General features: G+C 71.2%; 15 protein-coding genes and 1 pseudogene. 13 read left to right on the top strand and 3 right to left on the bottom strand.

Annotated elements, in window-relative coordinates; translation table 11 throughout:
• Positions 1–8 precede the first annotated feature (8 nt).
• The 4 genes and pseudogenes from ACH4U7_RS28305 (at position 9) to ACH4U7_RS28320 (ending at position 2,781) form a co-directional block, all read left to right on the top strand.
• Positions 9–773 (top strand): hypothetical protein, encoded by a 765-nt coding sequence (locus tag ACH4U7_RS28305; RefSeq protein WP_398530618.1) that lies wholly within the window; start codon positions 9–11, stop codon positions 771–773.
• Between the two features lie 50 nt (positions 774–823).
• Positions 824–1,912: a serine hydrolase domain-containing protein gene (locus ACH4U7_RS28310; protein ID WP_398530619.1), complete on the top strand. Its 1,089-nt coding sequence runs from the start codon at positions 824–826 to the stop codon at positions 1,910–1,912.
• Positions 1,911–2,250, top strand: a pseudogene (locus ACH4U7_RS28315) (nuclear transport factor 2 family protein); the annotation flags it as partial. The gene ACH4U7_RS28310 and the pseudogene ACH4U7_RS28315, both read left to right, overlap by 2 nt.
• Before the next feature lie 18 nt (positions 2,251–2,268).
• Positions 2,269–2,781 (top strand): O-acetyl-ADP-ribose deacetylase, encoded by a 513-nt coding sequence (locus ACH4U7_RS28320; protein WP_398530620.1) that lies wholly within the window; start codon positions 2,269–2,271, stop codon positions 2,779–2,781.
• Between the two features lie 44 nt (positions 2,782–2,825).
• On the opposite strand, the gene ACH4U7_RS28325 is transcribed toward ACH4U7_RS28320, so the two are convergent.
• A complete protein-coding gene (locus tag ACH4U7_RS28325) occupies positions 2,826–3,203 on the bottom strand; it encodes a MerR family transcriptional regulator (RefSeq protein ID WP_398530621.1) in 378 nt (125 codons plus the stop codon).
• A 133-nt stretch (positions 3,204–3,336) separates the two neighbouring features.
• On the opposite strand from ACH4U7_RS28325, the gene ACH4U7_RS28330 reads away from it, so the two are divergent.
• The gene (locus ACH4U7_RS28330) at positions 3,337–4,416 is read left to right on the top strand and encodes an alkene reductase (protein ID WP_398530622.1); all 1,080 of its coding nucleotides are present in this window, start codon (positions 3,337–3,339) and stop codon (positions 4,414–4,416) included.
• On the opposite strand, the gene ACH4U7_RS28335 is transcribed toward ACH4U7_RS28330, so the two are convergent.
• Entirely contained in the window at positions 4,401–5,396 is a 996-nt protein-coding gene (locus ACH4U7_RS28335) for a GlxA family transcriptional regulator (RefSeq protein ID WP_398530623.1), read from the bottom strand. The two genes, ACH4U7_RS28330 and ACH4U7_RS28335, sit on opposite strands and share 16 nt — an antisense overlap.
• A gap of 127 nt (positions 5,397–5,523) precedes the next feature.
• On the opposite strand from ACH4U7_RS28335, the gene ACH4U7_RS28340 reads away from it, so the two are divergent.
• Genes ACH4U7_RS28340 through ACH4U7_RS28350 form a run of 3 tightly spaced genes read left to right on the top strand, consistent with a single transcriptional unit; the run spans position 5,524 to position 7,572 of the window.
• Positions 5,524–6,408 (top strand): NAD(P)-dependent oxidoreductase, encoded by an 885-nt coding sequence (locus ACH4U7_RS28340; protein WP_398530624.1) that lies wholly within the window; start codon positions 5,524–5,526, stop codon positions 6,406–6,408.
• 41 nt (positions 6,409–6,449) lie between these two features.
• On the top strand, positions 6,450–7,124 hold the full coding sequence (locus tag ACH4U7_RS28345) for a maleylpyruvate isomerase N-terminal domain-containing protein (protein WP_398530625.1): 675 nt from the start codon (positions 6,450–6,452) through the stop codon (positions 7,122–7,124).
• Positions 7,051–7,572, top strand: coding sequence for a GNAT family N-acetyltransferase (locus ACH4U7_RS28350; RefSeq protein WP_398530626.1), 522 nt, complete (start codon positions 7,051–7,053; stop codon positions 7,570–7,572). The genes ACH4U7_RS28345 and ACH4U7_RS28350 overlap by 74 nt, the downstream gene beginning before the upstream one ends.
• Here the strand turns inward: ACH4U7_RS28350 and ACH4U7_RS28355 are convergent.
• Complete coding sequence (locus ACH4U7_RS28355; RefSeq protein ID WP_398530627.1) at positions 7,559–8,182, bottom strand: SMI1/KNR4 family protein; 624 nt, start codon at positions 8,180–8,182, stop codon at positions 7,559–7,561. The genes ACH4U7_RS28350 and ACH4U7_RS28355 overlap by 14 nt on opposite strands.
• Positions 8,183–8,336: 154 nt before the next feature.
• Between ACH4U7_RS28355 and ACH4U7_RS28360 the strand changes: the two genes are divergently transcribed.
• From ACH4U7_RS28360 to ACH4U7_RS28380, 5 genes are all read left to right on the top strand, one after another.
• Entirely contained in the window at positions 8,337–9,437 is a 1,101-nt protein-coding gene (locus ACH4U7_RS28360; protein ID WP_398530628.1) for a hypothetical protein, read from the top strand.
• 17 nt (positions 9,438–9,454) lie between these two features.
• On the top strand, positions 9,455–10,633 hold the full coding sequence (locus ACH4U7_RS28365; RefSeq protein WP_398530629.1) for a toxic anion resistance protein: 1,179 nt from the start codon (positions 9,455–9,457) through the stop codon (positions 10,631–10,633).
• Between the two features lie 44 nt (positions 10,634–10,677).
• Positions 10,678–12,264: a substrate-binding domain-containing protein gene (locus ACH4U7_RS28370; RefSeq protein WP_398530673.1), complete on the top strand. Its 1,587-nt coding sequence runs from the start codon at positions 10,678–10,680 to the stop codon at positions 12,262–12,264.
• On the top strand, positions 12,251–12,886 hold the full coding sequence (locus ACH4U7_RS28375; protein WP_398530630.1) for a hypothetical protein: 636 nt from the start codon (positions 12,251–12,253) through the stop codon (positions 12,884–12,886). Before ACH4U7_RS28370 ends, ACH4U7_RS28375 begins: the two co-directional genes overlap by 14 nt.
• 96 nt (positions 12,887–12,982) lie before the next feature.
• Positions 12,983–13,696, top strand: a complete 714-nt coding sequence (locus tag ACH4U7_RS28380) for a hypothetical protein (RefSeq protein ID WP_398530631.1) — start codon at positions 12,983–12,985, stop codon at positions 13,694–13,696.
• Positions 13,697–13,743 lie beyond the last annotated feature (47 nt).

Here is a 13,743-nt window from a genome sequence, read left to right on the forward strand (position 1 = left end):
GTCGTGTTGTGTTCAGCGCCGAAGAACGGAGCCGTGTGCGGGACCAGTTGCTCGCGAAGGCGGAAGCCGACGACGCCATCGTCGGCGCCGCCTTCACCGGCTCATACGCGACCGGGTCCGATGACCGCTGGTCGGACACCGACCTCGTCCTCGCCGTCCGCGGCGAGTTGCCCGCGACGCTGGACCGATGGACGCGGTGGCTCTACGACGAGCTCGGCGCGCGACACCACTGGGATCTGCCGGCCGGCTCACGGGTCATCCGCGTCTTCCTGCTGCCGGATTGGCTCGAGCTCGATCTGACCTTCGCACCGGAGGCCGAGTTCGGCCCAAGGGGACCGCAGTGGCAGACGGTCTTCGGCCGGACACAATCGCTTGACCCCTTCCAGGACCCCGACCGCAACACCCTTATCGGACTCGTCTGGCATCACGCCCTGCACGCCCGCGTCTGCCTGCACAGAAGGCGCTGGTGGCAAGCCGAGCACTGGATCAGCGCCATACGCGACCACGTCATCACGCTGGCCTGTCTGCGGCTGGGCCATCCCGCCGCGCACGCGAAGGGCGCCCATCTGCTGCCCGAAGAAGTCACGGCACCGCTGGAGACGACGCTCGTCCGCTCGCTCACAGAACCGGAGCTGGGCCGCGCCCTGACCGCGGCTCTCACCGCCGCGACGGACGAACTGGAACGCTCCGATCCAGCACTCGCCACCCACCTGCGCCCCATGCTCGCGGAACTCTTGGGATCAACGGCTCCGGAACCGGGAAACCGCAGGTAGAGGAATTCATGAGTGGCCGACCGCGCACGGCGGCCGTGGAAAGGGTGGGAATGGACAAGGTACTTGCGGGCCTGGACGAGGCGGTCGGCGCCGGGGATCCCTGGGAGGGCGTGGACGCGGAGGCCGTGGCGCGGGCGGCCCGGCAGCAGGGCGAGCGCCCCGTGCCCGGCATCGAGGACATGGCGTCGTATCTCGCCGCCCAGGTGGCCGACGACTCCCACCGGGAGGTCATCGGCCCGCTGCTGGACGGCCAGGGCGCGAGCGGGGTCATCGTCCGGCGCGGCGCGGTCCTCGCGTCCTGGGGGGATCCGACGCGCGCCGAGATGGCGTACAGCGCGACGAAGAGCGTGCTGGCGCTGGTGGCCGGAATCGCCCACGACGACGGGCTGCTCATCCTCGACGAGCCGGTCGCGGTCCGCGTCAGGCTTCCGCAGTTCGCCGACGACCATGGGCGGGGCATCACCTGGCGCCATCTGCTGGACCAGACGAGCCAGTGGGAGGGCGAGCTGTGGTCCAAGCCGACATCGGTCGACGCGCAGAGCACGCGGGAGGGCACCGAGTCGCCCGGCGGGCCGCCCGGTGAGGGCTGGGCGTACAACGACGTCCGCGTGAACCTCGCCGCCCTGGCGCTCACCGCCCTGTTCGGGCGGACCCTGCCGGACGTCCTGCGGGACCGCGTCATGAACCCCATCGGCGCCTCGTCGTCCTGGTCCTGGCACGGCTACGCCAATTCCCTCACGGACGTCGACGGCACCCGCGTGCCGGTGGTCTCCGGCGGCGCCCACTGGGGCGGGGGCCTGTGGATCAACGCGCTCGACCTGGCCCGCCTTGGGCACCTGTGTCTGCGCGGCGGCCGATGGGGCCGGCGGCAGGTCCTCTCCGCCCGCTGGATCGAGGAGATGTGGACCCCGTGCCGGCACAAGCCCAACTACGGCCTGTCCTGGTGGCTCAATGACCACCACACCGTATGGCCAACCGCCCCGGCGACCGGCCGCTGCGCCCGCGGCAACGGCGGCGGCCACCTGCTGTGGGTCGACCCGTCCCGCGACCTGGTCATCAGCTCCCGCTGGGGCGCGGAGGTCGAAACCCTGCTCGCCGCGGTCTCCCAGGCGGTGGAACCGGGCCCGCCCGCCGGATGAGTGGCCGCAGGGCGCCCGCCGGATCGAGGGACGGGGGGCGCTGCGGGAGTACTTCGGGTCGCGGCCGGCGGACCGGCTGTCCCGGCGGATGTGTACGAACATCCTGGTCACCGTGGACTCCCCGACGACGGCCGCCGCCACGTCGTATTTCGCGACGTACCGCGTCGACGGCTACACCGGCGGCATGCTGCCGCCCCGCCTGCCCGCGAACGTGGGGCAACTACACCGGCGGCAGCACGTTCCGCAAGGAGAACGGCGTCTGGCTGCTCGCCACCCGGACGACGTTCCTGCCCTTCGGCGGCCCGACGGAGCGCGTCAGCTCGCCCCGGCAGCCGTAGACCACGGAAGATGACCCCATGAGCACCACCATCACCTTCGTCCGCGGCGACATCACCGACCAGCACGTCGACGCCATCGTCAACGCCGCGAACTCCTCCCTCCTCGGCGGCGGAGGCGTCGACGGCGCCATCCACCGCCGGGGCGGCCCCGAGATCCTGGAGGCGTGCCGGGCGCTGCGGGCGTCCCACTACGGCAAGGGGCTGCCGACCGGGCGGGCCGTGGCGACGACCGCGGGGCGGCTGCACCCCGAGTGGGTGATCCACACCGTGGGGCCCGTATGGTCCGCCACCGAGGACCGGTCGGGCCTCCTCGCCTCCTGCTACCGCGAGTCGCTGCGGGTCGCTGACGAACTCGGTGCCCGTACGGTCGCGTTCCCGGCCATCTCGACCGGCGTCTACCGGTGGCCCATGGAGGACGCCGCCCGTATCGCCGTCGAGACGGTGCGGGCCGCGGAGACCGCGGTCGAGGAGGTCACGTTCGTCCTCTTCGACGAGCCCGCGTATGCGGCGTTCGCCGCGCACACGGGTTAGGGCGCGGTCGGGGCGATCAGCAGACCGCGATCAGCGGGCCGCGGTCAGCAGGCAGCCGTTGCCCGCAAGGTCTCGCGATGCGCGCGGTTCGTGGCCATCAGCCCTTCGAGTGCGTCCCGGGTGTGGATGAGCTCGTCGATGTGGCGGGAGAGCCGGTCGTGCTCCTGTGCCATCCGCTCCAGCGCGGCGTCGGAATTCTCCTCGCTGGGCGCGTCGACGCACGGCAGCAGTTCGACGATGGTGCGGCTGGACAGACCCGCGGCATACAGCCGCTGGATGAACGTGACCCGCTCGACATCGTCGTCCGTGTAATGCCGCTGCCCGCTGGCGCTGCGGATGCTGCTGAGCAGCCCCTGCTCCTCGTAATAGCGCAGGGATCTGACGCTGACCCCGGCTCGTGCAGCGAGCTCCCCGATGCGCATGTCGTCCTCCTGACCGTGACCCGCTGACTGTGACCCGCGACACAGAGCCTTGCCTCTGACATCCATGTGAGGTTTTAGCGTAGCCGCCGAGCGCCCGAGAAGCGGGCGCCGCGGATCGCGGAGGAAAGCCGACGTGACGACGACGACCCTTTTCGACAGCTACCGGCTCGGCGACCTGACGCTGCCCAACCGGGTGGTGATGGCCCCGATGTCGCGGATCCGGGCCGCCGGCGGCGGTCTGGCGACGCCGTCGATGGCGACGTACTACGCGCAGCGGGCCACCGCCGGGCTGATCGTGACCGAAGGCGTGCAGCCGAGTCTGATCGGTCAGTCCAATCCGGGCACGCCGGGGCTGCACACCGATGAGCAGGTCGCCGCGTGGCGCCCGGTGACCGCCGCCGTGCACGCCAACGGCGGCCGGATCTTCGCCCAGTTGATGCACGGCGGGCGGGTCTCACATCCGGACACCACCGGTATGCGCCCGGTCGGGCCCTCGGCCGTCGCCGCCGTCGGCGAGGTGTTCACCCCGACCGGGCCCCAGCCCGCGCCGACACCGCGCGCCCTGGAGGCCGCCGAGGTGCCCGAGCACGCCCAGTCGTACGCGCAGGCCGCACGCCGCGCCATCGACGCCGGCTTCGACGGTGTCGAGCTGCACGGCGCCAATGGCTATCTGATCTCGCAGTTCCTCTCCTCGAACGCCAATCTGCGCACGGACCGCTACGGAGGCTCGATCGCGGGCCGGATCCGGTTCGCCGTCGAGGCGGCGTCGGCGACCGTCGAGGCCGTCGGCGGGGCCAGGACCGGTATCCGGCTCTCCCCGGGCGGGACGTTCTGGGGCGTGACGGAAGCCGACGTACCCGAGCTCTACACCGCGCTGCTGACCGAGCTGGCCCGCCTTCAGGTGGCCTACGTGCATCTCGAAGCCACCGTCGACGAGGAGGTGTTGCTGGGCCTGCGCCGTGCGTGGCCGAACACCCTGATCATGAACCCGGTGCTTCCGATGGGCCCGAAGCAGACCGGGCGGACCGAGGCCGACCACTGGCTCGGGCTGGGGGCCGACCTCATCAGCTTCGGGCGCGCCTTCATCGCCAACCCCGACCTGGTCGAGCGGCTGCGCACCGGGCTCCCGATCGCCCCGGCCGACGAGGCCACGTACTACCAGGGCGGCGACGCGGGTTATCTGACCTACTCGGCGTATCAGCACACCGTCTGACGCCAGGCCCGCCGGTACTCGCTCGGCGACACTCCGATGTGCCGGAGGAAGTGGTGGCGGAGGTTGTTGGCCGTGCCCAGGCCGCTGAGTTCGCCGATCTTCTCGACGGGGAGGTCGGTCGACTCCAGCAGGGACTGGGCCCGCCCGAGGCGCTGGGTGAGCAGCCACTGCAAGGGCGTCGTCCCCGTGGCCGCCTGGAGCCGACGGTAGAAGGTACGGGGGCTCATCGCGGCCCGCAGCGCCAAGTCCCGCACCGTCAGCGGCCGGTCGAGGTGGGACCGGGCCCAGTCGAGTACGGGGGCCAGGGCGTCGTCGTCGGTCGTGGGCACGGACAGGTCGATGAACTGGGCCTGGCCGCCGGGCCGGTGGGCGGGCACCACCATGCGGCGGGCCAGCTGGTTCGCGACATGGGCGCCGAGGTCGCGGCGTACGAGATGGAGGCAGAGGTCGAGCCCGGCGGTCAGGCCCGCGCTGGTGAGCACGTCGCCGTCGTCCACGTACAGCACCGAGTCGTCGACCCGCACCTTCGGGTAGCGCTCGGCGAGTTGGGCGGTGTGCAGCCAGTGAGCCGTGGCGCGCCGCCCGTCGAGCAGCCCGGCCTCGGCGAGCGCGAAGGCGCCGGTGCACAGGGAGACCATACGGGCGCCCGCGTCGTAGGCCCGGCGCAGGGCCCGGATCAGTTCCCGCGGCAGGGGTTCGCCCTCCTCGACGCAGGGGTCGGGCACCGAGGGCACGATGACCGTGTCGGCGCCGACGAGGTCGTCGAGCCCGTAGCCGGTCCGCAGCACGAGCCCGGTGCCCGCGGCGTCCTCGGGCCGCTCACCCGCTCCCGTGCCGCACAGCATCAGCTCGTACCAGGGGTCGGCCAGGTCGGACTGCGCCTTCCCGAAGACGGTGCAGGGGATGCTCAGCTCGTAGAGGTCCCAGGAGGGGAGCCCGATCTCCTCGGTCACGACCACGGCCACGGAACCAGCACTCATGCCTCGCAGCGTATGGCAGGAATTTGGTGATGGCCGTCATCGGTGTCACTGTCCGCGGCCGCCGGGCGCTGCGAGCGTGGGAGGTGAGTGATCAACCGCTGTGTGCGGACGTACGAGGAGTTGTGAGTTGAACGCTGACCACCAGGCCGTCACGGTCATCGGACTGGGCTCGATGGGCTCGGCGCTGGCCGCCGCGCTGCTGGACCGCGGCCACCCGACCACCGTGTGGAACCGCTCGGCGGACAAGGCCCGGCCGCTGGCCGACCGGGGCGCCCGACCGGCCGCGACGCCCGGGGAGGCGGTCGCGGCGAGCCCGCTCATCGTCGCCTGCGTCCTGGACTACGAGGCGCTGCACACCGTCCTCGGCCCCGTCGCCGACACCCTCGCGGGCAAGGTCCTGGTCAACCTCACCTCCGGCGCACCGGAGCAGGCCCAGGAGATGGCCGTATGGGCCCGGTCCCATGGCGCCGACTACCTCGACGGCGCGATCATGACCACCCCGCCCGGGGTCGGCAGCCCCGAGATGATGTTCCTCTACAGCGGCCCGCAGGCCGTCTTCGAAGCCCACCGGCCGACCCTGACGGCCCTGGGCGACCCCCTGCACCTGTCCGACGACCCCGGCCTGGCCTCCCTCTACGACGCGGCCCTGCTCGGCCTGATGTGGTCCACCATGGCCGGCTGGCTGCACGGCACCGCGCTGGTCGGCGCCGAGAAGACGCCGGCCACGGCCTTCACCCCGGTCGCGCTCCGCTGGCTGACCGCCGTGGCCGGTTTCCTCACCACCTACGCACCGCAGGTGGACGCCGGCCGCTACCCGGGCGACGACGCGACCATCGACGTACAGATCGCGGCCATCGAGCATCTGCTCCACGCGGCGGCGTCCCGGGGCGTCGACAACGCCCTGCCCGAGCTGCTGAAGTCCACCATGGAGCGGGCCAGGGCCGCGGGCCACGGCTCGGACAGCTTCGCGGGTGTGATCGAGGTCCTGAGGAAGCCGGCGGCCGCCCAGTGACCACGACGTCCACGGCCATCCCTGATCCCGCCCCGGAACCGATGCCCCTCGCCACCGCCGCGCCCTGGCCGGAGCTGCTGTCGGCCGCCGCCGACGACTGCCTGACTGCTCTTCTCACCACCGCCGACCAGGACTGGTCACGCCCGGCCCACGGCCTCGACTGGACCTGCCGGGCGACCCTCGACCACCTCGCCCTCGGCCTGACCGGCTACGCCGGTCTGCTCATCGCCCGGCCCCAGGACCGCTACATCACGCTCTTCGCCTCGCTCGATCCCGCGGCCCCGGTCCCCGCCTGTCTGGAGGGGATCCGGATCGCCGCGTCCCTTCTCACCTCCACCGTCCGGGACACGGCCGGCCAGGTGCGCGCCTGGCACCCTTGGGGACACTCAGACGCCGCCGGGTTCGCCGCCATGGGCATCATCGAGCTGCTCGTCCACACCTACGACATCACCCGTGCCCTCGGGCTTCCCTGGGCGCCGCCCGACGGCCCGGTCGGTGCCGCGCTCGCCCGTCTCTTCCCCGGTGCCCCGGCGGGCAACAGCCCGTTTGACACCCTGTTGTGGTGCACCGGACGTATCCCGCTTCCCGGCCGTCCGCGGCGCGCCGAGTGGCAGTGGGACGGAACACCCGAAGGAGACATGAATGCCAGATCTGCGCCAGGCCCGCGTGTCCGACCATCCCGTGCTGGTGGAGTGCGTACAGACGTGGTGGGGTGACTCCCGCACGCCCCAGCAGGCCCGCGAGCTGTCGCTGTTGCTGCCGAAGCTGTTTCTGCAGTTCTTCTCCGGCACCAGCCTGGTACGGGAGGACGAGGCGGGGACGGTCGAGGCGTTCCTGGTCGGCTTCTACTCCGGGGACAACGGCCACGAGGCGTATATCCACTTCGTGGGGGTGGACCCCCGGCTGCGCGGGCAGGGCGTGGCGCGCGGGCTCTACGAGGCCTTCTTCCGGCAGGCCGCCGAGGCGGGCCGGACGGAGGTGCGCGCGATCACCTCGCCGGGGAACACCGGGTCCATCGCGTTTCACCGGGCCATGGGGTTCGAGTGCGAGGCGGGCGACCGCGAGGTCGACGGGGTGCCCGTGCACAGCGACTACGACGGGCTGGGGCAGGCCCGGGTGTGCTTCCGTAAGCCGCTCGACGGCGTAGCGGTCACAACGCGATGACGTCGCGGTCGATCGGGGGCAGCTCCCAGGGTTCGAGCGTGCCGTCGCACAGCTCCGCCAGGAACTGGACGGCACCGCCCGCGTAGTGCCACCAGCCGCCGTTGTGGGAGGCGACGGTGACCAGCCAGTCCTGCGGGCCGTCCCCGGTCGTGCTCCACAGGAACATGTCGCCCTGGTTCGACTCCGCCCACGGGAGCAGCCCGCCCGGTGCCGGATGGAGGCGGAGGCCGGCTGTCATGTCGTGTTCCCACCAGTCCTGGAGGTCCTCGGTCAGCGTCTCGCGGATGCCGGCGAGCTGGTACCGCTCCTGTCCCGGCGCGGGGAGGCCGGCGAGGAGGAAGTCGCCGAGGACGAAGTTGGGGTACCACTCGGCGAGGCGCTTGTAGTCGGCGGGCAGCGTGGTGCCCAGGCCCTCCTCCAGCACCGCCCAGTCGAGCGCGACGGGCTCCGGCCTGCGGTGAGCCGCCAGGCCGGGCACGGCGCGCTCCAGCGCGGCGATCGCCTCGTCCGGGTCGGTGAGGCGGCGCGCCGGGGTCTGGGTGCCGATCAGGTCGTCGCTCGGGTCGTCCGTCGGCTCGTGGGGCGGGGTGTCGGTCAGGTGGCCGGTCATGGTGCACAGGGTGACATACCGGTCCGACAGCGGCCCTGCCACAGCCGCCGCGCAAGGGCGCCGAACGGCATCAACTCCCCTTCCAGAATGGCCGATTCCCGTTTCGGACTGCGATCAGCAGTTCACCTTCCCGTCATCTGATCAAGCCCGGAATGTGGGTTTCCGCGAGCACGCTGCCGCCGTGAGACGCATATTCGGAATCGTCCTGGCGGTTCTGTTGATCGGCGGCGTGATTGTCGCCGTCGTCGCGGGACGCGATAAGGACAAGGGCACGGCAACGACGACCGTGCGCGGAGTGATCGGGTCGGAGAAGGCCGAGTTCTTCGCCGACCCCGATGTGGTGAAGGCCCTCGCGGACAAGGGGGTCACCGTCAAGACGGAGACGTCCGGCTCCTGGGCGATGGAGAACCTTCCGCTCAGGGGGTACGACTTCGCCTTCCCGAGCAGCGAGTCGCCCGCCGCCGAACTGGCCCGGAAGGCCGGGGTGAACGGTACGCCGCTGCGGCCGTTCTACTCGCCGCTGGTCGTCGTCGCGCACCGCAACGCGGCCGGGGTGCTGGCCGACAACGGGCTCGCGACGCTGACCGGCAAGAACACCGGCACGCTGAAGATGGCCGCGTACCTCAAGGCCGCCAAGGAGGACCGCACCTGGCAGCAGCTCAAGGGCTCGCGGAAGTACAGCGAGCTGAACGGTGTGGTGTCCATCACCAGCACCGACCCCGCCCAGTCCAACTCGGGCGCGCTGTATCTGGCCGCCGCCTCGTACGTGGCCAACGGCGGCCGTATCGTCGCGGGTGGCGCGGACGTCGCCCGGACCGCCCCGCTGCTGAAGAAGCTCATCAGCGTCCAGGGCGCCCAGCAGTCCAGCTCCGACGCCCCGTTCCGGGACTTCATCAGCGGCGCGGCCAATCCGCTGGTCCTGGTCTACGAATCGCAGGTCGCCTCGCTGCTGATGCAGAAGCAGGACGTCGGCGACATGGTCGTCCTCTACCCGGACGTCACGGTCAACAGCGACCACACCCTGGTGCCGCTGACCCCCGAGGGCCGCAAGCTCGGGGAGCTGCTGAGCGGCGACAAGAAGCTGCGCGAACTGGCCGTGCGGCACGGCTTCCGGCCGCAGGGCGCGGCGTCCGAGTTCATCGCCGCCACCGCGCCCCACACCGCGTATCTCAACCAGCGGCTGACCGGAGTCCGGCAGGCGCCCGTGCCCAAGGCCGAGGTGCTGCGGGACCTCGCGCGACGAGCGACGAGCTAGGACCTAGGGAGACCATCATGGCCACTGACAACACCGACGACCTGGTCCTCACCCCGCCCGAGCCCGTCGCCCCGGTGCCCAAGGAGAAGGCGGCCGGTCTGGTGCCGGTCGAGGACTCCGTACGGGAGGAGATGGAGCGCCGCGCCTCCGAGTACGTGTCCACGCTGGCCGGCCTGGACGCCCGCTCCCCCGAGTTCGCCACCCGGATCGGCGAGATCACCGCGCTCGGCGCGGGTGAGATGCGCGGCGCCGCCCAGCAGTCCAACCGGATGCTGGACCGCACCGTGCGCTCCCTCGCGCAGGGCGACGGCGACGCGCAGACCCGGGTGTCGTCCTCGCTGGTCGAACTGCGCCGCACCGTCGAGGACCTGGACCCGCGCGACACCCAGCTCAAGGGCGCGCGCAAGCTGCTGTCCAAGCTGCCGGGCGGCAACAAGCTGCGCGACCACGTCGCCAAGTACGCCTCCGCCCAGGGCACCCTCAACAAGATCGTGGGCTCGCTGCGCGGCGGCCAGGACGAGTTGCGCCGCGACAACGCCGCCCTGCACACCGAGCGCGTCCGGCTCTGGGAGAGCATGGGCAAGCTCCAGGAGTACGCGGTGCTGGCCGACGCCCTGGACACGGCGGTCGAGCGGCAGATCACGGCCGTCGAGGCCACCGACCCGACCCAGGCGGACGCGCTGCGCGCCGATGTCCTCTTCCCCGTACGGCAGAAGCACCAGGACCTGCTGACGCAGCTCGCGGTGTGCGCACAGGGGTATCTGGCGATGGATGTCGTACGCCGTAACAACGAGGAGCTGATCAAAGGCGTCGACCGGGCCGCGACCACCACCGTCTCGGCGCTGCGCATCGCAGTGATGCTGTCCTCCGCGCTGGAGAGCCAGCGCAAGGTGACCGAGCAGGTCAACGCCCTGCGCGGAACGACCGAGGACCTGATCCGGGGCAATGCGGAGATGCTGGCCACCCAGAGCGGCGAGATCCAGCGGATCGCGGCCGACCCGGCGGTGGGCGTGGAGACGCTGCGCGGCGCGTTCCAGCAGATCTACCGGACGCTGGACGCGATCGACACCTACAAGGCGCGGGCGACCGAGTCGATGGCGACGACGGTGGAGGCCCTGACGGACGAGTTGCAGCAGGCGAGCGCGTATCTGGAGCGCACCCGCTCGGCGAGCGCGGCCGAGGGGAGCCTGCAGTGAGCGGACCTCAGGACCCGTCTCGGGGCGTGCCCCGGCGTGCCTTCATGGCCCTCGGCCTGGCCGCCGTCCTGCCGGTGAGCGCCTGCACTTCGGAAGATTCGGAAGATGAGGACAAGAAGGAGGGCGGCAAGCGCGCCCCCGGCACCCTGCGGATCCTGGCCAGCAGCGAGCTGACGGATATGAAGCCGGTGCTGGACGCGGCGCGCGAGGCGACCGGCGTCACCGTCGAGGCCACCTGGTCCGGCACCCTGGACGCGGTCGAGCAGGTGGCTTCCGGGAAGGCGGACGGGGCGTACGAGGCGATCTGGCTGTCGTCCAACGACTATCTGCGGCTGCGCCCGGAGACCGCCAAGAAGGTCACCTCGGAGACGCCGGTGATGACGTCGCCGGTCGCCCTCGGCGTCAAGGCGGACGTGGTGCGGCGGCTGGGCCGGCATCCGGACCAGGTCACCTGGGCCCGGATCCACCAGGCGGTGGCCGACGGGAAGCTGACGTACGGGATGACCGACCCGGTGCGTTCCAACTCCGGCTTCTCGGCGCTCATCTCGATCGCCTCGGGGCTGTCCGGCGCCCAGTCGGCGCTGCGCGACGCGGACGTACGGAAGGTCACGCCGAAGCTCAAGGAGTTCTTCGCGGGGCAGAAGCTGACGTCCGGTTCGTCCGGGTGGCTGGCCCAGGCGTACACCCGGCGCGGCGATGTGGACGCCCTGATCAACTACGAGTCCGTCCTGCTGTCCCTGAACCGCGACCACCACACCGGCCTGACGGTGATCCGCCCTCAGGACGGCGTGGTGACCGCCGACTACCCGCTCACCGCGCTCGCCTCCGCGCCCCAGGACGCGCGGGACTCGGTCCGCGCGCTCACCGAGTATCTGCGGTCCGCCGAGGCCCAGCGGACGCTGACCGAGCGGACCTTCCGGCGGCCCGTCGTCACCTCCGTACGGCCCGCGGCCCCGCTGTCCGCCGCCAAGCGGCGCGAACTGCCCTTCCCTGGCACCCGGTCGGTGGCCGACGGGCTGCTCGCCGCATACGAGAACGAGCTGCGGCGGCCCTCGCGGACGGTGTACGTACTGGACACCTCCGGCTCGATGGAGGGCGACCGGCTCGACCGGCTCAAGGCGGCGCTGACCCAGCTGGCCGGCGCGGACGGCGCGGCCACCGGGGAGCGGTTCCGGGACCGGGAGGAGGTGACGCTGATGCCCTTCGGCTCCGAGGTGAAGGCGGTCCGTACGCATACGGTGCCCGAGGACGACCCGGGCAAGGCGCTCGCCGCGATCCGCGCGGACGCCAAGGCGCTGACCGCCGACGGGGAGACCGCGATCTTCAGCAGTCTGCGGGAGGCGTACCGCCGTCTCGCCGAGCGCGCCTCGGCCCTCGGGGACGACCGCTTCACCTCGATCGTGCTGATGACGGACGGGGAGAACACGGCCGGGGACTCCGCCGACGACTTCGAGTCCTTCTACCGGCGCCTGCCCGGGGCACAGCGGACGACCCCCGTCTTCCCGATCCTCTTCGGCGACTCCGACCGCGGCGAGCTGGAGAACATCGCCTCCCTCACCGGTGGCCGGCTCTTCGACGCGACCAAGAGCTCGCTGGACCAGGCCTTCGAGGAGATCCGTGGCTACCAATAAGGCCAGTGGGGCCAGTGGGGCCAATAAGGTCCTGCGCTATCTGGAGTCCCGTAAGAACATCACCGGCAGCGCCGCGGGGATCGCGGGCCTGGCCCTCACCTTCACCGGCCTCGCGGGCGCCTACTGGCCGGTGGTGGTGGTCGGCCTGTACGGCGCGGGCGCGCTGATCGCCCCGCCCGAGCGGCCCGCGGCGCCGTACTTCGCCGACCCCGCCCGGGAACTGGACGCCCTGCGGGAGGACTTCACGCGGCTGCGGGACTATCTCGGCGAGGTCGAACTGCCGCCCGCGGCCTCCGGCCGGCTCACCGAGCTGGACGGGCTGCTGGCGGCGCTGCTCGACCCGGAGCTGGCGGGCGAGGCGCTGATGCTCGACCCGGAGGGGACGTACGCGCTGTCGCGGATCATCCGCCACGACGTCCCCGAAGCCGTCGACACGTACGCCCGCACCCGCTGGTGGACCCGGCTCACCCCGGGCACGGACCCGCCCGAGCGCCATCTGGAGCGCCAGTTGACGCTGCTGTTCGACGAGGCGAACGCGATGGCCTCGGCCCTGCGGGAGGCGGAGGCCCGCCGGCAGCAGACGCATACGCAGTACCTGGAGGACCGGGGGCGCAACAACTAAAGCTGCCGGAGGGGGTGCCGGCGGGCGAACGGACGGCCATTAGGATCCGATCGGCCCGGCGTGCACGGCGGGCCTCGGTACAACGGGGAGCACCATATGAAGAAAAGAATCGGCGGAATCGCCCTGGCCGCCGCCATCGGGACGGTATTCGCCACGGCCTCGACGGCGAGCGCCGCGAACGAGGGCGTGGGCTGGAAGCTGGAGTCCGGCTCGCCGTACTACATCACAAATCTGCAGCACAACAGCACGTACACCCTCTCCTTCGTGACGCAGAAGTCGCAGAGCTGGCTCACTGCGTATCTGAAGGTTCCGGTCCAGCAGCTCAACGCCATGCCGGAGGTGAAGAACGCGGGAATCAAGTTCGTGCTGTCCACCAAGATCGAGGGCGGGACGAATTACAACAACAAGAAGTACTGCGCCGGGCCGCAGAACCACATCATGTTTCTGCTGAAGTACCGGCCGATGGGGAAGGCGGGAATGTCGCACGCCCTTCCCTGCTACAACACCCGGAACCATTCCGCCTGGGGCGGATATGTCGAGATGGACACCGAGTACTGGACCAGTACGGGCAAGGAAAACACCTGGTTCGGCTCGAACAAGGCCAAGGCCCATGCGATGACCCTCAACGCGGTCACCCATGAGCTGGGCCACATGATGGGTCTGGATCACCCGGACCCGTCCAAGTTCAGCCCGAACGAGAACCGGCCGGTCATGGCCTCGCCGAACGGCGGCTATCTGAACACCAACGGCGGCAAGTTCACGGCCGCGGACCAGCGCGGCGTCAAGAAGCTGGTCTCCAACGGCGGCTGACACGCGAACAACGAGGCGGGGCCCCGCACCTGGGTGCGGGGCCCCGC

The sequence above is a fragment of the Streptomyces sp. NPDC020845 genome, assembly GCF_044334165.1.
GTDB lineage: Bacteria > Actinomycetota > Actinomycetes > Streptomycetales > Streptomycetaceae > Streptomyces.

Bases quoted from the DNA above. Each gene is read 5' to 3' on its own strand.
- ACH4U7_RS28325 (WP_398530621.1), bottom strand. From the start codon at position 3,203: ATGCGCATCGGGGAGCTCGCTGCACGAGCCGGGGTCAGCGTCAGATCC.
- ACH4U7_RS28355 (WP_398530627.1), bottom strand. From the start codon at position 8,182: ATGACCGGCCACCTGACCGACACCCCGCCCCACGAGCCGACGGACGAC.
- ACH4U7_RS28380 (WP_398530631.1), top strand. From the start codon at position 12,983: ATGAAGAAAAGAATCGGCGGAATCGCCCTGGCCGCCGCCATCGGGACG.
- ACH4U7_RS28370 (WP_398530673.1), top strand. From the start codon at position 10,678: ATGGCCCTCGGCCTGGCCGCCGTCCTGCCGGTGAGCGCCTGCACTTCG.
- ACH4U7_RS28335 (WP_398530623.1), bottom strand. From the start codon at position 5,396: ATGAGTGCTGGTTCCGTGGCCGTGGTCGTGACCGAGGAGATCGGGCTC.
- ACH4U7_RS28320 (WP_398530620.1), top strand. From the start codon at position 2,269: ATGAGCACCACCATCACCTTCGTCCGCGGCGACATCACCGACCAGCAC.
- ACH4U7_RS28310 (WP_398530619.1), top strand. From the start codon at position 824: ATGGACAAGGTACTTGCGGGCCTGGACGAGGCGGTCGGCGCCGGGGAT.
- ACH4U7_RS28350 (WP_398530626.1), top strand. From the start codon at position 7,051: ATGCCAGATCTGCGCCAGGCCCGCGTGTCCGACCATCCCGTGCTGGTG.
- ACH4U7_RS28365 (WP_398530629.1), top strand. From the start codon at position 9,455: ATGGCCACTGACAACACCGACGACCTGGTCCTCACCCCGCCCGAGCCC.
- ACH4U7_RS28345 (WP_398530625.1), top strand. From the start codon at position 6,450: ATGCCCCTCGCCACCGCCGCGCCCTGGCCGGAGCTGCTGTCGGCCGCC.